Source organism: Sporacetigenium sp. TC11, from assembly GCF_058146105.1.
Genome location: NZ_JBYVNY010000014.1, coordinates 50,955 through 74,910 on the forward strand (window position 1 = coordinate 50,955; position 23,956 = coordinate 74,910).

Consider the following 23,956-nt stretch of genomic DNA (forward strand, 5'->3'; position numbering starts at 1 on the left):
TCTATTTTTTGGTATAAGTTCAGCTGTAGTAAAATTTACAGAAGAAAAACATATTGATAATAAATATAATAAAAAAATGAATATTTTAACTTTTTAGTTCATAGTTATATCTATATCAAATTAATAAATAATAAAAATTATAAAAAGATTATAAAAATTACTTGACAGTAAAATCAGTATATTGATATAATTGTAAAAATTACTAAATAGTTTGAAAACTGTGATGGAGAAAAAAAATATTGAAGATTCTTCAGAGAGCTGACGGGTGGTGTGAGTCAGTGAGTTCAATATATAATAACTCGCTCCAGAGTGATTGTCTGAAGGATTCAATCTGTGTAAGACATTCCGGTAGTAAATGCTATCGTTAACAATAACGAGATTACGGCATGCCGTAAATTAGGGTGGTACCGCGAATAAGACTCTTTTTCGCCCCTAGCCAGGGGAGAAAAAGGGTTTTTTTTATATTTATTAATTGTTTTAAAGTGTGAATACTTTCATTATTTGGTGCATACCAATATTTATATCAAAAAAACAATAATGAAAAATATAAAAATATTATAAAAAATACTTGACAACAAAAACTTTAAATTGATATAATTGTTAAAATTAACTAAATAGTTTGAAAACAATGATGGGGAAAAAAAATATTAGAACTTCTTCAGAGAGCTGACGGTTGGTGCGAGTCAGTGAGATCTAATATATAATAACTCGCTCCAGAGTGATTGTCTGAAGGATACAATCTGTGTAAGACATTTCGGTGGTAAATGCTACCGTTAACAATAATGAGATTACGGCTTGCCGTAAATTAGGGTGGTACCGCGAACAAAACTCTTTTCGCCCCTAGCCAGGGGAGAAAAGGGTTTTTTTTATACATAAATCTGTTTAAAAAGGGGAGGATCAAAATATGAGCCTGAGAAAGAAACTCATTATCAACATCCTGAAAAACTAAGGTTACAAGGATATAAGATCTGTATTTAATATAAAAATAAATAGGGGGTTATAAGTATGAGTAAAAAAATTCATATATTTGATACTACATTAAGGGATGGAGAACAATCACCAGGGATAAGTCTTAATATACAAGAAAAACTTCAAATTGCTTTTCAACTTGCTAAATTAAATGTAGATGCTATTGAAGCTGGGTTTCCTATAGCTTCTAAAGGGGATTTCGAAGCTGTAAAAGCAATTGCACAACAGGTTGAAGGACCTATAATTACAGGTTTGGCTAGAGCAGATAAAAAAGATATTGATAGAGCTTGGGAAGCATTACAATATTCAAAAAAACCTAGAATTCATACATTTATAGCTACATCTGATATTCACCTTAAGCATAAGCTTAAGATGTCTAGAGAGGAAGTACTAAAAAGAGCTGTAGAAATGGTAAAGTATGCAAGAAGCTTAGGAGCAGAAGTTCAATTTTCTGCAGAGGATGCTTCTAGAACTGATCAAGAATTTTTATACAAGATATATGAAGAAGTTATTGAAGCAGGAGCTACTATTATAAACATTCCAGATACAGTAGGATATTCAATGCCAGGGGAATTTGGAAAACTTATCAAAGATATTAAAGAAAATGTAAAAAATATAAATAAGGCAATAATTAGTGTCCATTGTCACAATGACTTGGGTATGGCTGTAGCTAATACTTTAACAGCAATGGAAAATGGGGCTTGTCAGTTGGAATGTACCATCAACGGTTTAGGAGAAAGAGCCGGAAATGCGGCTCTAGAAGAAATTATAATGGCTATTAATACTAGAGGGGATTCTTACAAAGGATATACAGATATTATAACAGAACAAATTTATCGCACTAGTAACTTGGTAAGTAAATTAACTGGTTTTTCAGTACAGCCAAACAAAGCAATAGTAGGGAAAAATGCTTTTGCACATGAGTCGGGCATCCATCAACATGGGGTATTAAATGAGAGAACAACCTATGAAATTATGACACCAGAGTCTATAGGATTGAAACAAAACCAAATGGTATTAGGAAAGCATTCAGGACGTCATGCTTTTGAAGATAGACTAAATGAGCTAGGATATTCTTTAAATAAGGAAGAAATGGCAGAAGCTTTTAAAAAGTTTAAGGAATTAACAGATAAGAAAAAGGATATTTCTGATAAAGATATAGAAGCAATTCTTTCAGAAAAAATAACTGAAATTCCTGAAATCTACGGAATGGAGTATTTTCATATTTCAAGTGGAAACCGAACAATATCAACTTCAACTGTAAAACTTAGAAAGAATGATTTATGTATTGAAGAAGCTTCAACAGGACATGGACCAGTAGATGCAACATTTAAGGCCATTGAAAAAGCTGTTGGAATTGAAATAACATTGGCAGATTATTTCTTAAAAGCTGTAACTAGTGGGGAGGATGCCCTTGGAGAGGTAACTGTAAGAATTGCAAATAAAAACAATGAAAAACAGCATCTAGGTAGAGGTATAAGTACAGATATTATTGAGGCAAGTGCAAAAGCTTACCTTAATGCAATTAACAATATGATTTACACTGAGGATCAAAATCAATAAAAAATAATGACTGGAATAGGGGAGATAAAAATGGGGATGACAATGACTCAAAAAATATTAGCATATCACGCAGGATTAGATGAGGTAAAGCCAGGGCAACTAATTCAAGCAAATCTTGATATGGTGTTAGGAAACGATATAACAAGTCCTGTAGCAATTGGAGAATTTAATAAAATTGGATGTAATGATGTATTTCATAAGGAAAAAATAGCTCTTGTACCTGACCATTTTACACCTAATAAAGATATTAAATCAGCGGAGCAATGTAGAGTTTTGAGAGAATTTGCAAGAGAAAAAGGAATTAAAAATTACTTTGAAATAGGCCAAATGGGTATAGAACATGCATTACTTCCAGAAAAAGGATTGGTTGTACCTGGAGATTTAGTTATAGGAGCGGATTCTCATACTTGTACCTATGGAGCATTAGGTGCATTTTCAACAGGGGTAGGCAGTACTGATATGGGGGCTGGTATGGCAACTGGAAAAGCATGGTTTAAAGTCCCAGAGGCAATTAAATTTGAACTAACTGGAGAATTAAATGAATGGGTAAGTGGCAAGGACGTTATTTTGCATATTATTGGGAAAATAGGAGTAGAAGGTGCTCTATATAAGTCTATGGAGTTTAGTGGTGAAGGGCTAAAAGCCCTTTTCATTGATGATAGATTTTCAATGGCAAATATGGCTATTGAGGCAGGAGCAAAAAATGGAATATTTGAAGTAGATGAAATTACACTAGAATATGTAAAAAATCACTCAACAAAAAATTACAAAGTATATAAAGCTGATGAAGATGCTGTATACTCAGAAGTTTATAGTATTGACTTATCTACAATTAAGCCAACTATAGCATTTCCCCACTTGCCAGAAAATACAAGAACCATTGATGAGGTAGGAGAAGTAAAAGTTGATCAGATAGTAATTGGTTCTTGTACAAATGGTAGGATTGAAGATATGCGTATTGCTGCAAAAATTTTACATGGTAAAAAGGTCCATGAAGATGTAAGGGCTATTATTTTTCCTGCTACTCAAAAGATATATCTTCAAGCTATTGAAGAAGGGTTGATTACAATATTTATAGAAGCTGGTGCAATTGTAAGTACACCTACCTGTGGACCTTGTCTAGGAGGACATATGGGTATACTTGCAAAGGGAGAAAGGGCAGTTGCAACAACTAATAGAAACTTTGTTGGTAGAATGGGTCATATAGAAAGCGAAGTTTATTTAGCCAGCCCAGCAGTCGCTGCAGCATCAGCAATAACAGGGAAGATATCATCACCAAGGGAGGTAGTAGGATGTTAAGTGGAAAAGTTATTAAATATAAAGATAATGTAGATACAGATGTAATCATACCAGCAAGATATTTAAATACATCGGATCCAAATGAACTTGCTAGATATTGTATGGAAGACATAGATAAAACTTTTACTAATAGAGTTGAAAAGGGGGATATTATTGTTGCAGGACGCAATTTTGGATGTGGATCTTCTAGGGAACATGCACCAATTGCAATTAAGGCATCTGGAATTAGCTGTATTATTGCGCATAGTTTTGCAAGGATATTTTATAGAAACTCTATTAATATAGGCCTTCCAATTCTTGAATGTGAAGAGGCTGCAAATAAAATTAAAGAAGGACACAAAGTTGAAGTTGATTTGGCAAATGGAAGTATTATAAATAACACAACAGGAGAAATATATAAAGCAGAGCCATTTCCAGAGTTTATGCAAAAACTTATAGAAGCAGAAGGATTAGTTAATTACGTCAAGGGGGAATAAATATGAAAATAGCAATTATACCTGGAGATGGAATAGGTCCAGAGATTGTTGAAGAAGGGGTAAAGGTCATTAAAGCAATTGGATGTAAAAAACAAATACCATTTGAATTTAATAATTACTTATTAGGGGGCTGTGCAATAGATGAAACAGGAGCACCTTTGCCGGAAGAAACATTAGATGGATGTAAAAAAAGTGATGCTGTGTTATTAGGTGCAGTAGGGGGACCAAAGTGGGATAATCTCCCAGGGCATATCCGTCCTGAAAAAGGACTATTGGGAATTAGAAAGGAAATGGGACTATTTGCTAATTTAAGACCTGCAATTTCGTTTGAGGATTTAAAATCAGCATCTACTTTAAAGGAAGAGGTTATAGGTAATGGCATTGATATTATGGTTGTCAGGGAACTAACAGGTGGTATTTACTTTGGAGATAGAGGTAGAATTGAGGAAGATATAACAAGGGCATACGATATAGAAACTTATTCAGAAACAGAAATTGATAGAATTGTAAGAGTTGGGTTTGAAAGTGCTAAAAGAAGAGATAAAAAGCTTATTTCTGTAGACAAAGCAAATGTTCTTGAAAGCTCTAGATTATGGAGAGAAGTTACAGAAAAGATAGCATTGGAATATCCTGAGGTAGAACTTGAGCATATGTATGTAGATAACTGTGCAATGCAGTTAATAAGAAATCCTAATAAGTTTGACGTTATAGTTACAAACAATATGTTTGGAGATATATTAAGTGATGAAGCTTCTATGTTGGCAGGCTCTTTAGGTATGCTTCCTTCTGCTAGTCTTGGTAGCAACAAACTTGGGATGTATGAGCCAATTCACGGCTCTGCTCCTGATATTGCAGGGCAAGATATTGCAAATCCTATTGCAACGATTTTATCAGTTGCTATGATGTTTAGATATTCATTTGACATGGAGACTGAAGCTAAAATAATAGAAAATGCAGTAGAAAATGTATTGAAATTAGGTTATAGAACAAAGGACATTATGGAAAAAGATATGAAACTAGTAGGAACTAAAAAAATGGGAGATCTTATTATAGAAGAAATTTCAAAACTATAAAAAAGACTACCTCACTAGATGTTATTTTCTAGAGGAGGTAGTCTTTTTATTATCCTATTAATATATCAGCTATAGTGTCTGCTGCACGTTCTATTTCTTTTGATTCTTTTTCACCTGGGCTAAACTTAACTCTTATAGGGAATTTAACATCGTCCATACCTGTTGATTTTATTATAAATGAACTATCTACAGTTTTTATATTTGAATCTTTCATATAGTCGTGAATTACTTCTATTGCTTCACCACTCCAACCATATGAACCGAATGCTATACCTAACTTTTCACTTAAGTCCATATTATTTAGTTCCTTTAATACATCTTCTAATTTACCAACCATGTCTGCATATCTAGTTGAACTTCCAATAAATACTGCATCACTTTCTTTTATAACTTCTAGTGCTTTTTTTACGTCTTCATCAGCTTTTATATTCATAACTACTGTCTCTATTGCTCTTTCACTTAGTGAATCTGCTAAGTTGTTTGCTAATTTTCTAGTGTTACCTGTCATTGTTGAGTATAATATAGCAGCTTTTTTGTTAGCTTTACTTGGCTTGCTCATTTCATCGTAAATATTAATAAATTTCTTAGCATCATCTCTTAATATATAACCATGTGATGGTGCTATAGTTTGTATATCAATGTCTTTTATTTTATTTATCATATCTTGTACATATGGTCTATGAGGATGCATTATAAGTTTGTAGTATACTTCAAAGTCTGGCATTATATCCTCTTTTGCTAAATCGTTAAATAAATCTGTTGTAGCAATGTGTGTACTAAATATGTCACATGGGAATAATGTTTTATCTTCAACTGCATATGTTATCATTGTTTCTTCTGTGTGAAGATATGGAGTTTCAAAGAATTTAAGAGTTTTTCCACCTATATCTAGAGTATCTCCATCTTTTACTATTAAGAATTCTCTGTTGTGTAATTTGTACATTTCCTTAAGTTCATGTGCTCCAAGTTCTGTTGTTACTATAACAGCATCTTTTGCTTTGTTTGCAAGTACTGGAAGTCCACCTGAGTGGTCTGGTTCAACGTGGTTTATAACTATATATTTTATTTGAGATGGATCTATATGGTTTTGTAAAGTTTCAACAAAGTCTTTTCCAAAGCTTATATCTACTGTATCTATAACTGTCGGCATTTCTGTTTTTAGTAAGTAGCTGTTGTATGTTGTACCTTTTTCAAGTACTAATCTGTGGAATGGTACCTTTCTATCATCTATATATCCAACCCAGTAAGTGTTTTCATTAACTAATATATTTTTCATTTTTGTTTCCTCCTATTTGTTTTATTTGATAATCTTATTATAGGAGGAATGTAAATTTAGTTCTGTGACTGAAATCAAATTATGGAAATTAATTAAAAAATTTATAATTTAATTTGTAGTGTCAATTATTGAGTATATTTAATATATATAATATGTAGTAAAATTTTATATATATTGAGGTGTTTATATGATAAATAGTGAATTAAAATCACTATCAAAAAAACAGTTAAAAGGCAGATGGTGGGAAGCTATATCATTTAACTTATTGTATTTTGCTATAATATTTATCCCTTCTTTTATTTTTGAATTCAACAATGACCCTAATTATTATAGCAATAGTGAATTAATATATAATTTAGTAACTTTTGTTATTGCTTCACCTATTGCCCTTGGGTTCAGTTACTTTTATTTGAATTTTATAAAAGGTGAAAATAAACTAAGTGATTTATTTTGGGGATTTACAAAGTTTGGCAAAGCATTTGTAGCCTACTTACTAACTTCTTTAATCACTTTAGTAGGGTTTATTTTGTTAATAATTCCGGGGATAATACTAAGTCTAATGTTTTCACAGGTATATTATATACTAGCAGAAAATGAAGATATGTCTGCAATAGAGGCAATGAAAGAAAGTGCTAAAATAATGAAGGGAAATAAATTTAGATACTTTGTTTTATGTCTTAGTTTTATAGGATGGATAATTGTTGGTGCTATAACTTTAGGCATAGGATTTATATGGATTATGCCATACTATAGTGTTACCTTAACTAATTTTTATAAAGATATAAGAAGAGATACAAGATGGCTCGAGCAATAATGCTCGGGCTTTTTTTGTTACAATTTATTCTTAGTATTCATATAGTATAGTAGAATTTATTTTGAAAAGGAGCATATATATGCATAATAGACAACAAAACTCAAATGGATTTTCTCTGCCTCCTATACTTCAAGAACAGCTTGATCTTCCTATATCTAAGTTAATACAGGAAGTAAGAGCAGGAAAAACACAGAAAATAGCAATAAAGACAGAAGATGATTTATATCTATCTGCTGTAGGTGGTGGCGGTGGATTTTTAACTGCCAATGCAACTGAAATAGGACCAAATGAAACTTTTATGTTAATACCACAAGGACTAACTAGAGATAAAGTTGCTATAAGAACAGCCAATGGTAATTATTTAACTTGCATAGGTGGAGGGTTAGTAGGTGCTAGGAGTGCTACTTTGGGTGTTAATGAACAATTTTATTTTGTGCCAGTTTACCCAGACAAAGCGAATATAGCTACAGTTAGTGGATTTTTCTTTTTAGTATTGCCAGAGAATCCTCATTATTTGACTTCCTATGGACTTACAATAGGTCCTAGAACAATATTTACTATAATCCCACAAAATGAATAAATATTATATTTTGGTCTATTAATTAGTAATAGGCCTTTTTACTATAAATTAATAAAGACTTGTCTATGTATATATGATAAAATATTGTAGCTATAGAAAAGATTTAATTTCTTACTAAATAGATTTTTAGAGCGAAGAATAAATTTCTTCGTAGAATTATATAAAAACAAGAATTGATGAGGTGAGAATATGCTAAATGACATGTTCATAAATATATTGTTACTTGTATCATTTACCTTTATTGCTGCTCATATATTAAAAGACGTATCTAAAGATAGTATGAATAGTATATATGGTAAGACAATGTTAGGTATAAGTGGTGGACTCATGGGGATTTTTTTTATGATATATACTATTGAAGTTAAAGGAACTACCACTTTATTAGATTTACGAGTTTTTGCAATAATGATGGTTTCTTATATAGGAGGTATTATTCCTACAATAGTTTCAGGAATTATTATAGGTGTATATCGTACAGTATACTTCGGTATAAGTATATCATCTATTATTGCAGTTATTCAAATACTATTATATATAATATCTTTTCATATAATTGATAAAAAGATTAAAGAAGAATGGAAAAAGTGGTTTTTCAAAACTTTAATATCGTTGATTATATTAGCATTACCTTTTGCTTATCTTTTAAGGAATGTAGAAAATTTTCAAATAATAATTTTTGTGTTTTCTTTAGTAATAATATTTGCAGGTATATTAGAGTATTTTTTATTAGAATATGTTAAAAGTTCAAATGAATTATATAGAAGGTATAAAAATGAATCTACAAGGGATTTTCTCACAGGGCTTTATAATACAAGACAATTTGATAAAATGCTTAATTTAGCTTTTGAAAGAGCCTTAGAAAATAAAGAAAAACTATCTTGTCTTATGGTGGATATTGATCATTTTAAAAAAGTAAATGATACCTATGGTCATGCAGTAGGTGATATAGTTCTTAAAGAGTTAGCACATATATTAAAAAAGAATTGTAGAATAGTTGATGTTGTAGGTAGAATAGGTGGCGAAGAATTTTGTGTTTTACTTTTTGATTGTCCTAAAGATCAAACTTTTGAGATAGCATGGGAAATCAACAAGGCTGTTCAAAAACATGAATTTCCTATAGATAACGATAAATTTATAAATATTACAGTATCCATAGGAGTAGCAATTTATCCTGATACAACGCCTAATCTAGAAAATATAAAAGAAAAGGCAGATATGGCTCTTTATAAAGCAAAACATAGTGGGCGTAATAAAGTCTGTGATATTTAATAATAAATTAGTTATGGCTCAAGTAGTAATTGCTTGGGCGCTTTTATTAAAAGGGGGAATTGCAATGCAAAATAAGTTAAGTTTAAAAGCAAAAAGGTCTTGGTTTATATCAAGGGCAATGTTTTTAATAATTATTATTGCAGTAGCCATAGTAATTAGATTTGTGCTTTTAGATTGGATACAAAATAAATTTATAATGGATTTAATTCTCGGGGTTATTATATTATTTCAACTAACAAATACTTTTTTATATCCAGATTTTGAATATAGACAATGGAGTTACAATATAGACCAAGATAAGGTTGAATTTTGCCATGGTATTTATATAACTAAGAGAATTTTAATTCCAACTGTTAGGATTCAACATCTTAATATAAGCCAAGGGCCTATAAATAGACCATTAGGACTTGCAAATATAAATATAACTACTGCTGGAGGAAGTTTTACAATACCTTGTTTAGACAAAGAAGAAGCAGAAAAGTTAAGTGATTATCTTAAAGAAATAATTCAATTTAACGTTAAAAATAATGCAATAGAATTAGGTGATAGCTATGAAAAATAGAAATCATAAAATATCTATTTTAAATAACTTTTTAGAAGTGATGAAAAATATTTTTATATTTATATTGTTGTCACTTAGTTATTCACCTATAAATCCATTTATAGCTTTAATAGGTTTAACAGTTTTAACATTTGGGATTAGTTTTATAAATTGGTACAATACGTACTATGAAATTAACGATTATGAAATTAGGTATACCAAAGGCTTTTTAAATAAGAATACAACTGTAATACCTATATCAAAGATAAGTACGGTAGATATATCGCAAAATGTTGTTTATCAGTTCTTGGATATAGCTAGATTAAAACTAGACAGTGGGGCAGTAAACATAGGTACAAGTGAAATAAATTTAGTAGTTTCTATAGAAAAGGCAAATGAAATTAAAAACATCTTGGGGAAATTAGAAACTACAAATACAAAAGATGATTATATAAAACTAAGCACAAATGAAATAGTAAAGTATGCTCTTACAAAAAATACAACAGCTATTATACTAGGTATAATATTTACTATAAATACATTTTTAGATGATTTATTAAAGTTTTTTAAAGTAGAAAACGATTTTTATAATGAAATAGGAGCAAAACTAGTTACAATAGATAATATAAACAAAACTTTTATATTGAGTATTTGTATATTGATTATAGTTGGATATATAATTACTAAATTGTTATCTATATTATATTATGTTTTAAAATTTAGCAACTTTACTATATACAAAGATGATAAATGTATAAATATTAAATACGGCGAGTTGTCTAAGAAAAAGTACTCACTTCCTATAAATAAAATTAACTCAGTAACTTTAAAACAAAACTTAATAAGGCAGGCACTAGGCATTTACTCTTTGGAAGTAAGTACTGTAGGATATGGAAATGAAGAAAAAGAAGAAGCTATATTATATCCAATATGCACAATTGATAAGGCAAAGGAAATAATAGAGAAACTTGTACCGGATTACAATATTGATTTAGAATTAAAACCTGTTAATAACAAAGGTAAAAAGAGATTTTTTGTAATTCCAATGGTTGTAACTTCTATTATAGTAATTACTTTAAGTGTAATTTTTAAATATGGATATATATCAATTATTATTGAATTATTAGTATTTGCAATTTGCTATTTCCAATATAAAAACACATCCATAGGATACAGTGAAGAAAAGATAATAGCTACTTTAGGAATCTTTACTAAAAAAATTATTATAATAAAAATGGATAAGGTTGAAAATATAACAGTTTCAGCTTCATTTTTTCAAAGAAGAGACGATTTATGTACCTATATTATAAATTATTATGGTAAGAAGCTAACTGAAGTTGTAGTACTTAGACATTTGCCAAAGGAGCATTTTGAAAAACTAAGAAGTAAATTAATTAAATCTTAGATTATGTATTACAACTTATTCTATTATTCATATACTATATTAATATTTATTTTGGAAAGGAGCATGTATATGAATAATAGACAACAGCAACAAAATGTACCACCGATACCTCCTATACTACAAGAGCAATATAATCTTCCTATATTTGATATAATACGTCAATTAAGAGAAGGTAGAAATCAGAGAGTAGCATTGAAAACAGAAGAAGAGGGTTTTTTTCTATCGGCTGTAAATGGTGGTGGAGGAATTGTAGTTGCTAATTCAATTAGAATAGGCTCAAATGAGATTTTCACATTAATACCACAAGGGGCAAATAGAGAAAAAGTTGCTATACAAACATCTAATGGTAATTACTTAAGTTCTATAGATGGTGGTGGAAATAGGGTAGATGCTACAGCCACTGTTATAGGAATTAATGAACTATTTACAATGGTTCCAGTAGGACCTGATAAAGCTAATTTTGTTACATCTAAGGGATATATATTATTAACATTGCCAAATGAACCTAGACTTTTGACGGCTTATGGAGTTGCAGCAGGTCCTAGAACAAGAATGGTAGTAATACCACAAGCTTAATCCAAGCGATAGATGCTTGGACTTTTTTGTTGCATTTGTATTAATTATTCATATAATATATTAATATTTGTTTTGAAAAGGAGCATGTATATGTATAATAGACAAGAACTTGAAGGTTTGAGCACTACTCCTGAAATAGAAAAATTCATTCAAGAATTACTTATAAATCCCATAATAGAAGAACAAATACATCTACCTATAATTCAATTAGTACTACAATTAAGAGAAGGTAGAACACAAAAGGTAGCCATGAGATTGAAAGAAGGTTTTTATGTATCTGCTGTAGGTGGTGAAGGAGGCGCTGTAGTTGCCAACTCAACTACAATAGGTCCAAACGAGACTTTTATCTTAGTCCCACAAGGAGTATATAGAGATAGAATTGCTATACAAACAGCTAATGGGTATTATTTAAGTGCTATAAATGGGGGTGGAAAGAGAGTAGTTACAACTACTACTATAGGCAGAAATGAACAGTTTATTATGGTTCCGGTAAATCCTAATCAAGCTATATTTGTTACAAATATAGGTTTTTTTTTAATACCATTAACAACTGAGCCTAGATTTTTGACAGCTTATTCAATTGCAGCAGATATGAGAAATATATTTACAATAATCCCACTACCGTAATTATATAAATAGTATATAATATCTATATAATGTATATAAATATCCCTAAAATATAAATTTGACTAAAGAATAAAAAATAATAGGAAGTTGAGAGAAAATATGAAAATACTTATTGATGCAGATGGATGCCCAGTAGTTGATATAACTATAAAAATTGCAAAAAAGTTCAATATAGAAGTTATAATTATATGTGATACATCACACGTTTTTAATAAAGAAGGGGTAGAGACTATAATAATATCCAAAGGCAATGATGCAGTTGACTTTGCCCTTGTAAATAAAGTTAATAAAGGGGATATTGTAGTAACTCAAGACTATGGACTTGCAGCAATGGTACTTTCTAAACAAGGATATCCAATTAATCAAAGCGGGCTTGTTTATACTTCTGAAAATATAGATCAATTACTTTACACTAGACATATATCTAAAAAGATTAGAAACTCAGGGGGAAGACTTAAAGGCCCTAGAAAAAGACAAAAAGAAGATGATATTAGATTTGGAGAAAGTCTATCTATTCTTTGTGAAAAATTACTTTAAAAAAGGGGATTTATGAAAAATAAAAAAACTTTAAAAATAATCATATGGGTAATGGTAATTTTGCTAATGGGAGGAGTTTTATTTGTTGTCAACGGATTTATAGGAAATCCAATTTCCGGTAAAATCGCAGATAATGCAATAAAAAAATACGTTGATGATAAGTACACATCTTTAGATTTAGAAGTTGAAAAATCGAGATATAATTTTAAAGATGGTTCATATGGTGCATTGGCAAAATCAAAAAACAGTATAGATACTCATTTTTATATTTATTATTCTAATGGAAAGATAAAATATGACGAATATGAAACTTCTGTATTGGATATGTTTAATACACTACAAAGACTTTCGGAAGAATATTCGGAAGTTGCAATATCACTTATAGAAAATGAGTTAGGCTATGAAAATACTACAATGGTAATGTATAATAATGGTGAACATGATGATGAAAATTTAAAGCTCGATATGAAGTTTGATAAGTCACTTCCAATTGATTCTGAGGTTCTTATACGTATTGACTTAACTGATAATTCTATGGAAAACATATCAAAAATTTTGACTGATGCTCATGGGGTTTTCGTCAAAAATAATTGTAATTTTAGTAAATATGGATTTTTTTCAGAAGTTGATAATGCTATGGTGATGATAGATAACGTTACACCTAAAGACATAGAAAATGGTGAACTTCAAAGCTTACTAGAAAATGCTAAAGACAATGAAGGGTCAAGTGAAATTAGTGTTTTTATAAAAGAAGATAATAAATAAGAGCCAATAGTTTATTGGCTCTTTTAACATTAACGTATAAAGTTAGTAACAGCTCTTTGCTCTTTTTCTGGCAATTTAATTCCTGCTACTTTTCCGGCATGGATAGATTTTAAAAGCCAGGCCATATTCTTACCTAGTGTTCTCATTGTCTGCATTCCTTCTAAATCTTGTTTTACTTCTTCAGGAGTATTTCCATGAACCATATTCCAATATTGAGAAGATACAATAGGCATATTTGAAATAGTAAAGTATTTATTTAATTGGTCAAAGGCAGCACTTGAGCCACCACGACGACAACTTACAATTGCAGCACCAGGCTTATGCTGAAAAATACTGCTAGAATAGAAACATCTATCTAAAAAAGATGTTATTTGACCAGATGCACCTGCGTAATGTACAGGAGAACCAAATATAAAACCATCAGCTTCTTTAGCTTTTTCTAATGCAATGTTTACAGTGTCATCGTTAAATACACATTTGCCAGAGTTACTAGTATAACAATGGCCACAAGCTGCACAACCTCGGATAGGATCTTTTCCAACATGGAAAATTTCTGTTTCAATATTTTCTTTTTCTAATTCCTTTGCAACTTCACATAAAGCAGTATAAGTACATCCATTAGGTTTTGGACTTCCATTAATAAGTAGTACCTTCATGTTACTCACCTCATTTATATTTTTTTACCAATATTAGTATACAATAACATATTTTGAAAATATACCAACAATTAAAAAAGAGAATTCCTATATAGAAATTCTCCCTTTTTATATTTGAGCAAGGTCCCATCTGGTCGTTAGCGATATGAGGGTAGCGAATTTTATAAAGCTACTTCACCTTTTAAACCTATAGATTCTGCAACATTTTGCATTCCCTTAATAGTCTCACCAATTATTGTATTTAATTCCATATCTAAAAGGCATGCACCTTTTTCAATAACCTCTCGATTTACCCCTGAAGCAAAGCTTTTTTGGCCCCATTTCTTTTTAACTGACTTAGGTGTTAAATCTAAGACGCTTTTACTTGGTCGAAGAAGTGCAGTTGCTGTTATAAGTCCAGTTAATTCATCTATTGTATATAATACTTTTTCCATTTTATGTATAGGTTCAACATCAACACATAGGCCCCATCCATGACTTACAACCCCATGTATATATTCTTCAGGATATTTATTTTCTGATAATATATCTCTTACTTTTACGCAATGCTCATTAGGGTACATTTCATAGTCAATATCGTGTATTAAACCAATGACACCCCATTTTTCTTTATCAGGTTCATTAAATAATTCTGCAAAATGAAGCATTACTGCTTCCACAGCCAATGCATGGCTTATAAGACTTTCAGTTTTAGTATACTCTTTTAGAAGTTCAAAAGCTTCTGCACGAGTAGGTATCTTGTTTCCATAAAAACCCCTTCTTTCATGAAATCTTTAGTTTATTCTGTATTTTTAGTTTTTTTGTTTGAAAAATATAATAAACTTTATTACAAATAATGTCAAGGGCTAAGGGGGTATAAAACTTAAGGATTTCTTAAGATGTTTTTAATAAGTTCTTAAACTCTATAGTGCATAATGAGTATATAAAATAAGCGAGGGGGACTTCATAATGGAAAAACATTATTTATATATAGTTCTTACAAGAACAAGTACAGTAATATCAAGACTTATTCAATTTATAAAAAATGATAAATATACTCATGCAGCTGTTTCACTTGATAAAGAGCTTAACTTTATGTACGGCTTTGGTAGAAAATATGCTCATAACCCTTTTATTGGAGTATTTAGAAAAGAAGAACTTAATAAAGGAATATATAAATCTCATAAGAATTTACCTGGAAAAATAATAGAAGTTGAGGTAACGAAGGATCAATATGAAGATGCCAAAAATTTATTAAATGAATTTATTATTAATAGTGATAACTACAAATACAATTATAGAGGTCTTATAGACGGAATATTTAACAATGAAGCATGTTATGAAAATAGGTTTTTATGTTCTGAGTTTGTTTATCACATTTTAAAAGAAAGTAATATTGCAGATCTTAAAATGTCTAGAAATCTTGTTAGACCTCAAAACTTAATGAACATAGAAAGTAAGACGATATATGAAGGCAATCTTAAAAATATAGAAAATCAAAACACTGATTACAATTTATGTCTGTTATTATTGCACCAATACCAACTTACCGCTGATTTAAAGGATGATATATTATATATGAAATGTAAGTGGAATAATATATAAAAAATTTTCATAATCTTGTACTTAAACTAATATAATATATTGTTAGGAAATAGTTATTTTTATAACGATTTTGTTAACACACTACATATTATCACCATATAGTGTAAGTGTAATATTAGTATTATAATTTTAAGGGGGATTAACATGAAAAAGATTTTAGGCCTAGGATTAACAAGTTTAATGACTGTAACACTACTTAGCGGATGTACACCACCTAAAGAAGAAGCAGTAGCGCCATCAACTGGATTGAAAGATGGATCTTATCATGCAGAATATGACAGAAAAGACGTTAGAAACTGGACTGCTTTTGTTGATATCACTGTTAAAGATGGTAAAATAACAGAAGCATACTATGATTATACAAATGAGAAAAAAGAAATGAGAACAAAATCTCAAGGGTATATAGATGGATTTAAAGCAGCCAATGGATATACACCAAGAGAAGGTTTTGATAAACTTGGAGCTAATCTAATTGAGGTTCAAGATGCAGCAAAAGTTGACGTTGTAACTGGTGCTACTCACTCATCTAGAAACTTTAATGAACTTGCAGCAGCTGCAATAGAAAAAGCAAAAACTGGCGATGCTACAGCGGCTATAGTACCTCTTTATGAAGACGGTAAATACAAAGTTGAAGCAGATAAATTTGATGATCACGGTTGGAAACCTTTTGTAGAACTTGAAATAAAAGATCATAAAATTGCAACTGTGAACTTTGATTATATAAATGAAGCTGGAAAATTAAAATCTGAAGATGCAGAATATAAAGCTAATATGGAACCAGTTGCAAAAACTTATCCAGCAAAATATCTTCCTGAATTAGAAAAAGCATTAGTAGATAAGCAACTTATAGGTGATGTTGAAGCTGTAACTGGTGCCACACATTCTTCTGACAACTTCAAAGCATTAGTAGAATATGCTTTAGATGATTTAGCAGAAGTAGGTAAAACTGGCACTGCTACTATGAGTATGACTGAAGAATAAAATATATTTTATATCTATTATATATTTACAAAGTACTACAAAAAATATATAATTTAGAAATAGAACTAAAATTTGATAAAGGCAAACCTATGGAAACATAGGGACGCAAAGCTAAAGGGGCTAATTTTATAAGTATAATTATGCCAGCCAGTTGCCGAAGAGAGCATAGATATGTGTCTATTAAAGCTACTCTTTTTGAGTAGCTTTTTTTATCTCTTTAAAGTTTATCAATTCTTTTAAAATGAATATTAGTTCGTACAAATATTAAAAGAATAAGGGAGATGTAAAAAATGAAAAAAGTATTAGCATCAATTGTTTGTGCAAGTGCATTATTAGTACCTAATACTTCAGTATATGCTGCTGAAGAAACTACAGAAACAGGTGCAGGAATAACACCAGATCAAATAACTTATAGTACAGATACGTTATTTGAGGATATTCAATTATCATTCACTTATAATGATGAACAAAAAGCAGATTTATTAATTGATATCGCTGAAGAACGTCTTTCAGAAGCTACAGAGATGGCGGAACAAGAAAAAAGTGAATTTGTGGAAACAGCAATAGATGGCTATCTTGAGACAATAGATGAAGCTCAGGATCAGGTTCTAGATGTTATCACAGATGAAAATATAGGTGAAGAAGTTAAAGAAGATTTAATAGATGGACTAGAAAATATATCAGTAGTAGATGACATAGTAGAAGAAAACTTAGCAGATGATCAAAAGGAACAAATCGAAGAAAATACTGAAGAGATAAGTTATGCAGCGAATGTTGTAGCGGATATAGATGTTGAAACTGTAAAAATCCTTCGTGATAAAGGATTTGGATTTGGCAAAATAGCATATATTAATTCTTTGTCTACAATTAGTGGAAAATCAGTTGATGAATTAGCTAGTTTAGTTGTGGATGATGGCAAAGGCTTAGGAGAACTTTCAAAAGAATTAGGTATTAGTCCATCACAAATAAGATCAAATAGTAAATCTAAAGAAAAAAATGTAAAGAAAGAAAACATAGTGAATAGTGATGATGTTGTTGAAACTAGTGTAGCTGATGCAAGTGAAAACGTTGTTAAAACTAATGTAAATAACGACGTTATTAAAGCTAATACGTCTACTTTAACAAAGGAAATAGATAAAACAAAAGATAAAGAAACAAAACAGCAACCAAAACTAGACAAAGAAAAAGAACAGTTAAATAAAAATGAAGAAGTAAAAAAGCAGCCAGAGATAAATAAAGAAGATGAAAAAAAGCCAGTAAAAATAAAGGAAGATAAAGAAAAAGAAGAAATTGTAAAGGATAAAAAAGAGAATAAAGATAAGTAATCAGATATAGATAGAAATAACTATATAATTTACTTGCAAAAAGGGTGGCCAAACAGCCGCTCTTTTTAATTTGAATGATTTAGTCATATTTATGACTAAATCTTATTATTCCACAGATTGTTAGCGATATTATAGAGCAAAATAGTGCTTTTAGAAACAACTCCATACTAAATATATACCTCCATTAAATATAGATAACATAATATAATTCTGCAATGTATATAAAAATCCTTTTCAATTAAATGAAAATTAGAAAAATTTCAACGAGTACTTATATTATAAATATACGTAAAACTTCTAAAATTTTGTAGGGTAATAAAAAATAATATAATTTTAAATATACTAAAAGTTAATTATAAGGAGAAAGAACTTGGAAAAAACAATAAGAGAGCAAATTTTTGAATTAGCAGATGAAGATTATAAGAAGTTTCAAAGCAAGTTATGCCCTGGTATTGACAATATTATAGGAGTGAGACTGCCGCTACTTAGAAAACTTGCAAAAGAAATAGCTAAAGGGAATTGGCGAGAATATATAAAGACATCGAAAAGTGAATACTATGAAGAAGTTATGCTACAGGGTATGGTAATTGGTTATATAAAAGCTGACATTGATGAAGTGTTAAGTTATGTTACTGACTTTGTGCCCAAAATTGATAATTGGTCTGTTTGTGATAGCTTTTGTATTGGATTGAAATTCACAAAAACAAATATGGAACGTGTTTGGGGTTATATTGGACAATATCTATCATCAAAACAAGAATTTGAAATGCGTTTTTGTATTGTAATGCTTCTAGATTTTTATATAGAAGAAGAATACATTGATAGAGTGCTTATATTATTAGACAAAGCAAGGCATGAAGGATACTATGTTAAGATGGCTGTTGCTTGGGCTATTTCAATTTGTTATATTAAATTTCCAGAAAAGACAATGAAATATCTAAACAGTAATACATTAGATGAGTTTACATATAACAAAGCACTGCAAAAAATTACTGAATCTCTAAGATTAGATAAAGAAATAAAAATACTTATTCGAAGCATGAAACGCAAATAATACATATGTAATATTTTGAAAATATATGAAATATCTTTATATAAAGCTTTAAATGTTGCTTTTATAAGGGGGAAGATGATATGAAACTAAATTTTGTAAAGGCTAACCCGACAGAAAATATGACTGTTTTTATTCTTGATCAATTACCACGTTCTATATATAAAGATGTAGCAAAAAAGATAATGGCCTATAGTAACATTAATGCAGAACAAGTGGGATTTATAGAAAAGACATCTAAAGAAAATAGTGAAGCTTGTGCTAGACTTCATATGATGGGCGATGAATTTTGTGGGAATGCCACAAGGGCCTGTGCAGCTGTTTTAGTTCAAAGAGAACACTGTAGGGTTCAGAAAAAAGAAGGAAAATTCATTGTACCATTAGAAGTCTCTGGAGTAGATGAAGTTATATATTGTGAAGTAGAATTAAATAATTCAAATAGCTATATTTCAGATGTAGATATGCCTTTGCACAAGTCAATAAAAGAAATTTTTATAGAATATAAAGATGTTATTTATAATGGAACACTTGTTGAATTTCCAGGGATAACGCATTTACTTATTAATGGTGAAGGGATAGATAGTAGGGAAGAGTTTTTTATAAAAGTTAAAGAAGAACTAAGGGATATTGAATATGATGCACTTGGAATAATGTTTTATGATGAAGAAAAATCATATATTGAACCTTTGGTTTATGTGAAGTCATTGGAAAGCCTTGTTTGGGAAAGAGGATGTGGTTCAGGTGCTACAGCTCTAGGTTTAGTAGTTTCTTATCAGTATCAAAAGGGTGTAAACATGATAGTAAATCAACCAGGAGGACAGCTAGAAGTATCTACAAAGTGGAATGGAAATAATGTAACTAGCATATACCTTAGAGGAATTGTGGATATTGTATCAGAAGGAATTGTATATGTATAAGGGGTTATCTAAATAGATAACTCCTTTTTGGGTTTATGGTTATATTTAAAAAAATTGTAAAAAATGGGATAATATAGATGATTGAGGTATTTTATTCTAGTATTTTTATATTTGAAGTATCACATAATAGCTTTGTGTGGTAAACACAAATAAAATATAATGGAGGTACAATCATATGAAAAATACTACTAACAACCAAGGAATGCCAAATATGTCAAATATGTCAGGAATGCAAAGTAGCTTAGGATCACAAAGTAATTCAGAAATGCCAAATATGTCAGGAATGCAAAGTAGCCTAGGATCACAAAGTGCTTCAGGAATGTCAAATATGTCAGGATTACAAAGCACTTCAGGTATGCAAAGCATGTCAGGCTCTCAAGGCCAAAATGCTAGACAAGAAGTTCAAAGTGCAGCTAGTCAATTACAAAACTGTAAAAATTCTTTAAATCAAGCGTTAAATTCAGTAGAAAAACCACAAAACAGACAAAAAATACAAAATACTCTTAATGCTGTAGAAAGTGCATTACAATCAGCTAACACTACACTTTCAAATTACCAAGAATAATTTTAAGTATACATAAAAGCGGATTTATTTTGAATCCGCTTTTTTTATGCACTTTTTTGACTATATATAATATACTTAATATGTTAGAGATAATAGATTTATAAATATGTTGGAGGAATATATGTATATATTAACAAATTCGGATTTTAGAAAAAGATCTAGAGAACAATTGAAGGGTAATTGGACACAGGTAGTTTTAGCAACACTTGTTACATTGATAATATCAGCTATTATATATTCTATTATACCTGTAGTTTCATTTGCATTGGTTTTTCCTTTTGAAATTATGTTATTAAGGTTTCTGGGAATTTTTAGAATAGGACAAAAAGCCGATATAGAGGAACTTTTTCATGGATTAGACTCCTATTATATAAAGTCGTTTTTAGTTAGCTTAGTTTTAGGGTGTATATATTTTGCAATTGCAATAATACCTACTATAATAATAGTAATTTTATTTGTTGTAGGAGAATATCAAATTCATTATTATTATGAAATAGCAGCTTCTGGCATAGTTTTAGCTTTGATTATAATGTATTTATATTTGTATACTAGATTTTCATTAGTAAAGTTTATAGTTGCAGATAACCATGACTTAGATATAAAGGGAATTTTAAAATATTCATCTAATCTTACTAAGGGAAGAAAGTGGAGAATAATATCATTATATTTAAGCTTTATAGGATGGTGGCTATTTGTTTTTTTAACTGTTGGGATAGGTATGCTTTGGCTTGCACCATATATTGATTTAACTATGATGAATTTTTATGAAGAGATAAAGAATGATTCTGAAAATATACATCTATAGCAAGGGTATGATACTTGCTATTTTTTATTGCAATAATTATTAGCTACTTTTTCTAAGTTTTTCTACCTATGCTCAAAATAACATCACTATTTTAGAGATAACCTCAAGTTAATTTTATAAAGTTTAAGCTTTGAAAATAGAAAAGTAGTTTAATAAATTATTTCAGAAAATTAAATTTGTTAGAAAGAGTTTGATACATATAGAGGAATGAATTAAAATAGGTTTAGAGTTAGAAAAAATCAAAGAAATAATGGTGATTATATGATTAATATAAAAAAATATATAGCATTTTTATTAATAGCTTTTACATTTATTTTAGTGGGTTGTACTAGCGCTTATATAAATTTAAAAGAAGATTATAAATTTAAATCCGGTAAAGATATAACTTTTTATACAGTTACAGATTTACACTATTTATCTAATAGCCTAAATGACAATGGAGAGGCTTTTAGAAAGTATTTATCTTCTGGAGATGGAAAGCAAATAGAATATATTGATGAAATAGTAGATGCATTTACTTATAATATTCAAAAGACAAAGCCTGAAGTACTTGTTATTAGTGGAGACTTAACTAATAATGGGGAAAAAGAAAGCCATTTAGATTTATCAAATAAATTAAAGTATATTGAGGGAAGTGGTACTTCTGTATATGTGATTCCTGGTAACCATGATATATCAAATCCTTGGGCCAGGGGGTTTAAGGATGATAAACAGTACGTGACAGAAAGTATAAAACAAAAAGATTTCAGCAAAATTTATTCTGATTTTGGTTATAATGAGGCAATATCAAAGGACAAGGATACATTAAGTTATCTTGCAGCACCATCTGCTGATGTATGGTTATTAATGATAGATACAAATAAATACAAGAATAACTATAAAATAGGTTCACCTCAAAGAGATGGTGAGATTACTAATGATACCCTGAATTGGATAAAAAAGTGTAGTGATTTAGCTAAAGAAAGAGGAGCAAATATAATTACAGTGACCCACCATAATATAATAGATCATAGCGATGTTATACAAAAGGGATATACGCTAAACAATAACGATGAAATCCTTAATGTATTTAAGGACAATAAATTAAGTCTTGTATTAAGTGGCCATATTCATATTCAAGATATAAGCTCGCATAATAATCAATTATATGATATTACTACTGGCTCATTAGCGGTATACCCTCATCAATATGGTACACTTAAATATTCTGCTAAAGATATTAGCTTTGACTATACTACTTCGATAGTAGATGTAGAGAAATGGTCAAAAGATAAGAAAATAGTTGATAAAAATCTTAATGATTTTAAAAGTTACTCAGAAGACTATTTTGGTAAATTTGCTTATGATATGGCTTATAAGCACTTAATTGATAATAAAAGTTATTCAGAGGATGAGGTAAAGTCAATGTCTGAAACCATGAAAATATTAAACTTAAGATATTTTGCTGGAAATGAGAATTTAAATTCAAATGATGTAATAAATTCAGAAGGCTTTAAATTATGGTCAGGTTTACCGGAAAGCTTTCTTAAAAGCTATATTTGGAGTATATGTAGCGATAAAGATACTAATGATAATAATTTGTATATAAAGATGCAAAGCAAAAAAACAGAAACTAACTGATACATAAGTATATATTAATATAAAAGTATTGATTTTTAGGAGGATATAAATGCAAAGCTTATTTTATGTTGGAATTGGTGGTTTTATTGGTGCTTGTTTAAGATACATTATATCTATAAATGCTCCAAAATTATTTGGAACTCAATTACCATATGGAACGTTGATTGTAAATGTCATTGGAGGAATTTTAATCGGTCTTATAATGGAGTTGAGTTTGACAACTGATCTAATTTCTCCAAACTTAAGATTATTTTTAACGACGGGAATTATGGGTGGACTTACTACATTTTCTACTTTTAGTTATGAGACAATAAACCTTTTTAATGAAGGTAACTATATGTTAGGAACTTTAAATACATGTTTAAATTTATTTCTGAGTCTTTTGGGAGTTGTATTAGGTAAGTTTATTTCAAATACAATATTATAAAAAAACTGTTGACTCATATAATTAATAATGATATAGTATTACTTGTCCTCGAAAAGAGACGAAAAAAGTCGAAAAACATGTTGACAAAGTAATTTGTTGATGATATACTAATATTTGTCCCTAAGAAGAGGACAAAAGATAATTGAACTTTGAAAATTAAACAGTAGGATAATTAAACACCATTTATTTAAAAGTAATGCCAAGTTTATCATGAGAGTTTGATCCTGGCTCAGGATGAACGCTGGCGGCGTGCCT

General features: G+C 29.8%; 25 protein-coding genes, 1 riboswitch and 2 other annotated features. Of the genes, 22 read left to right on the forward strand and 3 right to left on the reverse strand.

Annotated features, from left to right (window positions below; translation table 11 throughout):
- Nucleotides 1-211: 211 nt before the first annotated feature.
- Nucleotides 212-437 (forward strand) — a binding site (T-box leader).
- Nucleotides 438-619: 182 nt separating this feature from the next.
- Nucleotides 620-845, forward strand: a binding site (T-box leader).
- Nucleotides 846-1,005: 160 nt separating this feature from the next.
- Genes ACUSRV_RS15630 through leuB form a run of 4 tightly spaced genes read left to right on the forward strand, consistent with a single transcriptional unit; the run spans nt 1,006 to nt 5,380 of the window.
- On the forward strand, nt 1,006-2,532 hold the full coding sequence (locus tag ACUSRV_RS15630; RefSeq protein ID WP_490142902.1) for a 2-isopropylmalate synthase: 1,527 nt from the start codon (nt 1,006-1,008) through the stop codon (nt 2,530-2,532).
- A gap of 30 nt (nt 2,533-2,562) precedes the next feature.
- Entirely contained in the window at nt 2,563-3,831 is a 1,269-nt protein-coding gene (leuC, locus tag ACUSRV_RS15635; RefSeq protein WP_490142903.1) for a 3-isopropylmalate dehydratase large subunit, read from the forward strand.
- Entirely contained in the window at nt 3,825-4,307 is a 483-nt protein-coding gene (leuD, locus tag ACUSRV_RS15640) for a 3-isopropylmalate dehydratase small subunit (RefSeq protein WP_490142904.1), read from the forward strand. Before leuC ends, leuD begins: the two co-directional genes overlap by 7 nt.
- Nucleotides 4,304-5,380, forward strand: coding sequence for a 3-isopropylmalate dehydrogenase (gene leuB, locus ACUSRV_RS15645; RefSeq protein WP_490142926.1), 1,077 nt, complete (start codon nt 4,304-4,306; stop codon nt 5,378-5,380). Before leuD ends, leuB begins: the two co-directional genes overlap by 4 nt.
- Before the next feature lie 49 nt (nt 5,381-5,429).
- Here the strand turns inward: leuB and ACUSRV_RS15650 are convergent, their stop codons facing one another.
- A complete protein-coding gene (locus ACUSRV_RS15650; RefSeq protein ID WP_490142905.1) occupies nt 5,430-6,656 on the reverse strand; it encodes an FprA family A-type flavoprotein in 1,227 nt (408 codons plus the stop codon).
- 187 nt (nt 6,657-6,843) lie between these two features.
- Here ACUSRV_RS15650 and ACUSRV_RS15655 point away from each other — a divergent pair, with 187 nt between their 5' ends.
- The 9 genes from ACUSRV_RS15655 (at nt 6,844) to ACUSRV_RS15695 (ending at nt 13,770) form a co-directional block, all read left to right on the forward strand.
- On the forward strand, nt 6,844-7,470 hold the full coding sequence (locus tag ACUSRV_RS15655; RefSeq protein WP_490142906.1) for a DUF975 family protein: 627 nt from the start codon (nt 6,844-6,846) through the stop codon (nt 7,468-7,470).
- A 79-nt stretch (nt 7,471-7,549) separates the two neighbouring features.
- Nucleotides 7,550-8,050 carry a fascin domain-containing protein gene (locus tag ACUSRV_RS15660; RefSeq protein WP_490142907.1) on the forward strand — a complete coding sequence of 167 codons (501 nt, stop codon included), beginning with the start codon at nt 7,550-7,552 and terminating at the stop codon, nt 8,048-8,050.
- A gap of 189 nt (nt 8,051-8,239) precedes the next feature.
- On the forward strand, nt 8,240-9,319 hold the full coding sequence (locus ACUSRV_RS15665; RefSeq protein ID WP_490142908.1) for a diguanylate cyclase: 1,080 nt from the start codon (nt 8,240-8,242) through the stop codon (nt 9,317-9,319).
- 64 nt (nt 9,320-9,383) lie between these two features.
- Nucleotides 9,384-9,881 carry a PH domain-containing protein gene (locus ACUSRV_RS15670; protein ID WP_490142909.1) on the forward strand — a complete coding sequence of 166 codons (498 nt, stop codon included), beginning with the start codon at nt 9,384-9,386 and terminating at the stop codon, nt 9,879-9,881.
- A complete protein-coding gene (locus ACUSRV_RS15675) occupies nt 9,871-11,265 on the forward strand; it encodes a PH domain-containing protein (protein WP_490142910.1) in 1,395 nt (464 codons plus the stop codon). The genes ACUSRV_RS15670 and ACUSRV_RS15675 overlap by 11 nt, the downstream gene beginning before the upstream one ends.
- A gap of 69 nt (nt 11,266-11,334) precedes the next feature.
- Nucleotides 11,335-11,841 carry a fascin domain-containing protein gene (locus ACUSRV_RS15680; protein WP_490142911.1) on the forward strand — a complete coding sequence of 169 codons (507 nt, stop codon included), beginning with the start codon at nt 11,335-11,337 and terminating at the stop codon, nt 11,839-11,841.
- A gap of 90 nt (nt 11,842-11,931) precedes the next feature.
- Nucleotides 11,932-12,468: a fascin domain-containing protein gene (locus ACUSRV_RS15685; protein ID WP_490142912.1), complete on the forward strand. Its 537-nt coding sequence runs from the start codon at nt 11,932-11,934 to the stop codon at nt 12,466-12,468.
- Nucleotides 12,469-12,567: 99 nt separating this feature from the next.
- Complete coding sequence (locus ACUSRV_RS15690) at nt 12,568-13,005, forward strand: YaiI/YqxD family protein (protein ID WP_490142913.1); 438 nt, start codon at nt 12,568-12,570, stop codon at nt 13,003-13,005.
- A 12-nt stretch (nt 13,006-13,017) separates the two neighbouring features.
- The gene (locus ACUSRV_RS15695) at nt 13,018-13,770 is read left to right on the forward strand and encodes a YfjL-like protein (RefSeq protein WP_490142914.1); all 753 of its coding nucleotides are present in this window, start codon (nt 13,018-13,020) and stop codon (nt 13,768-13,770) included.
- 29 nt (nt 13,771-13,799) lie between these two features.
- On the opposite strand, the gene ACUSRV_RS15700 is transcribed toward ACUSRV_RS15695, so the two are convergent.
- Together ACUSRV_RS15700 and ACUSRV_RS15705 are read right to left on the reverse strand one after the other, a co-directional pair.
- A complete protein-coding gene (locus tag ACUSRV_RS15700) occupies nt 13,800-14,426 on the reverse strand; it encodes a flavodoxin family protein (RefSeq protein ID WP_490142915.1) in 627 nt (208 codons plus the stop codon).
- Between the two features lie 161 nt (nt 14,427-14,587).
- Nucleotides 14,588-15,163 (reverse strand): HD domain-containing protein, encoded by a 576-nt coding sequence (locus ACUSRV_RS15705; RefSeq protein ID WP_490142927.1) that lies wholly within the window; start codon nt 15,161-15,163, stop codon nt 14,588-14,590.
- A gap of 211 nt (nt 15,164-15,374) precedes the next feature.
- Here ACUSRV_RS15705 and ACUSRV_RS15710 point away from each other — a divergent pair, with 211 nt between their 5' ends.
- From ACUSRV_RS15710 to crcB, 9 genes are all read left to right on the forward strand, one after another.
- Nucleotides 15,375-16,010 (forward strand): hypothetical protein, encoded by a 636-nt coding sequence (locus ACUSRV_RS15710; RefSeq protein WP_490142916.1) that lies wholly within the window; start codon nt 15,375-15,377, stop codon nt 16,008-16,010.
- A gap of 144 nt (nt 16,011-16,154) precedes the next feature.
- Nucleotides 16,155-16,991, forward strand: coding sequence for an FMN-binding protein (locus ACUSRV_RS15715; protein WP_490142917.1), 837 nt, complete (start codon nt 16,155-16,157; stop codon nt 16,989-16,991).
- A gap of 70 nt (nt 16,992-17,061) precedes the next feature.
- Nucleotides 17,062-17,150: riboswitch (cyclic di-GMP riboswitch) on the forward strand.
- 131 nt (nt 17,151-17,281) lie between these two features.
- Nucleotides 17,282-18,316 (forward strand): DUF5667 domain-containing protein, encoded by a 1,035-nt coding sequence (locus tag ACUSRV_RS15720; RefSeq protein ID WP_490142918.1) that lies wholly within the window; start codon nt 17,282-17,284, stop codon nt 18,314-18,316.
- Between the two features lie 370 nt (nt 18,317-18,686).
- Nucleotides 18,687-19,370 carry a DNA alkylation repair protein gene (locus ACUSRV_RS15725; protein ID WP_490142919.1) on the forward strand — a complete coding sequence of 228 codons (684 nt, stop codon included), beginning with the start codon at nt 18,687-18,689 and terminating at the stop codon, nt 19,368-19,370.
- An 80-nt stretch (nt 19,371-19,450) separates the two neighbouring features.
- Nucleotides 19,451-20,284, forward strand: coding sequence for a histidine racemase CntK family protein (locus tag ACUSRV_RS15730; RefSeq protein ID WP_490142920.1), 834 nt, complete (start codon nt 19,451-19,453; stop codon nt 20,282-20,284).
- 175 nt (nt 20,285-20,459) lie between these two features.
- Nucleotides 20,460-20,849 (forward strand): EscE/YscE/SsaE family type III secretion system needle protein co-chaperone, encoded by a 390-nt coding sequence (locus ACUSRV_RS15735; RefSeq protein ID WP_490142921.1) that lies wholly within the window; start codon nt 20,460-20,462, stop codon nt 20,847-20,849.
- A 121-nt stretch (nt 20,850-20,970) separates the two neighbouring features.
- Nucleotides 20,971-21,654, forward strand: coding sequence for a DUF975 family protein (locus ACUSRV_RS15740; RefSeq protein ID WP_490142922.1), 684 nt, complete (start codon nt 20,971-20,973; stop codon nt 21,652-21,654).
- 261 nt (nt 21,655-21,915) lie between these two features.
- Complete coding sequence (locus ACUSRV_RS15745; RefSeq protein WP_490142923.1) at nt 21,916-23,274, forward strand: metallophosphoesterase; 1,359 nt, start codon at nt 21,916-21,918, stop codon at nt 23,272-23,274.
- 49 nt (nt 23,275-23,323) lie between these two features.
- Nucleotides 23,324-23,701 (forward strand): fluoride efflux transporter CrcB, encoded by a 378-nt coding sequence (gene crcB / locus ACUSRV_RS15750; RefSeq protein ID WP_490142924.1) that lies wholly within the window; start codon nt 23,324-23,326, stop codon nt 23,699-23,701.
- The last annotated feature ends 255 nt before the right edge of the window (nt 23,702-23,956 follow it).

Bases quoted from the DNA above. Each gene is read 5' to 3' on its own strand.
- ACUSRV_RS15630 (WP_490142902.1), top strand. From the start codon at position 1,006: ATGAGTAAAAAAATTCATATATTTGATACTACATTAAGGGATGGAGAA.
- leuC (WP_490142903.1), top strand. From the start codon at position 2,563: ATGGGGATGACAATGACTCAAAAAATATTAGCATATCACGCAGGATTA.
- leuD (WP_490142904.1), top strand. From the start codon at position 3,825: ATGTTAAGTGGAAAAGTTATTAAATATAAAGATAATGTAGATACAGAT.
- ACUSRV_RS15650 (WP_490142905.1), bottom strand. From the start codon at position 6,656: ATGAAAAATATATTAGTTAATGAAAACACTTACTGGGTTGGATATATA.
- ACUSRV_RS15655 (WP_490142906.1), top strand. From the start codon at position 6,844: ATGATAAATAGTGAATTAAAATCACTATCAAAAAAACAGTTAAAAGGC.
- ACUSRV_RS15660 (WP_490142907.1), top strand. From the start codon at position 7,550: ATGCATAATAGACAACAAAACTCAAATGGATTTTCTCTGCCTCCTATA.
- ACUSRV_RS15665 (WP_490142908.1), top strand. From the start codon at position 8,240: ATGCTAAATGACATGTTCATAAATATATTGTTACTTGTATCATTTACC.
- ACUSRV_RS15670 (WP_490142909.1), top strand. From the start codon at position 9,384: ATGCAAAATAAGTTAAGTTTAAAAGCAAAAAGGTCTTGGTTTATATCA.
- ACUSRV_RS15675 (WP_490142910.1), top strand. From the start codon at position 9,871: ATGAAAAATAGAAATCATAAAATATCTATTTTAAATAACTTTTTAGAA.
- ACUSRV_RS15680 (WP_490142911.1), top strand. From the start codon at position 11,335: ATGAATAATAGACAACAGCAACAAAATGTACCACCGATACCTCCTATA.
- ACUSRV_RS15685 (WP_490142912.1), top strand. From the start codon at position 11,932: ATGTATAATAGACAAGAACTTGAAGGTTTGAGCACTACTCCTGAAATA.
- ACUSRV_RS15690 (WP_490142913.1), top strand. From the start codon at position 12,568: ATGAAAATACTTATTGATGCAGATGGATGCCCAGTAGTTGATATAACT.
- ACUSRV_RS15695 (WP_490142914.1), top strand. From the start codon at position 13,018: ATGAAAAATAAAAAAACTTTAAAAATAATCATATGGGTAATGGTAATT.
- ACUSRV_RS15700 (WP_490142915.1), bottom strand. From the start codon at position 14,426: ATGAAGGTACTACTTATTAATGGAAGTCCAAAACCTAATGGATGTACT.
- ACUSRV_RS15710 (WP_490142916.1), top strand. From the start codon at position 15,375: ATGGAAAAACATTATTTATATATAGTTCTTACAAGAACAAGTACAGTA.
- ACUSRV_RS15715 (WP_490142917.1), top strand. From the start codon at position 16,155: ATGAAAAAGATTTTAGGCCTAGGATTAACAAGTTTAATGACTGTAACA.
- ACUSRV_RS15720 (WP_490142918.1), top strand. From the start codon at position 17,282: ATGAAAAAAGTATTAGCATCAATTGTTTGTGCAAGTGCATTATTAGTA.
- ACUSRV_RS15730 (WP_490142920.1), top strand. From the start codon at position 19,451: ATGAAACTAAATTTTGTAAAGGCTAACCCGACAGAAAATATGACTGTT.
- ACUSRV_RS15735 (WP_490142921.1), top strand. From the start codon at position 20,460: ATGAAAAATACTACTAACAACCAAGGAATGCCAAATATGTCAAATATG.
- ACUSRV_RS15740 (WP_490142922.1), top strand. From the start codon at position 20,971: ATGTATATATTAACAAATTCGGATTTTAGAAAAAGATCTAGAGAACAA.
- ACUSRV_RS15745 (WP_490142923.1), top strand. From the start codon at position 21,916: ATGATTAATATAAAAAAATATATAGCATTTTTATTAATAGCTTTTACA.
- crcB (WP_490142924.1), top strand. From the start codon at position 23,324: ATGCAAAGCTTATTTTATGTTGGAATTGGTGGTTTTATTGGTGCTTGT.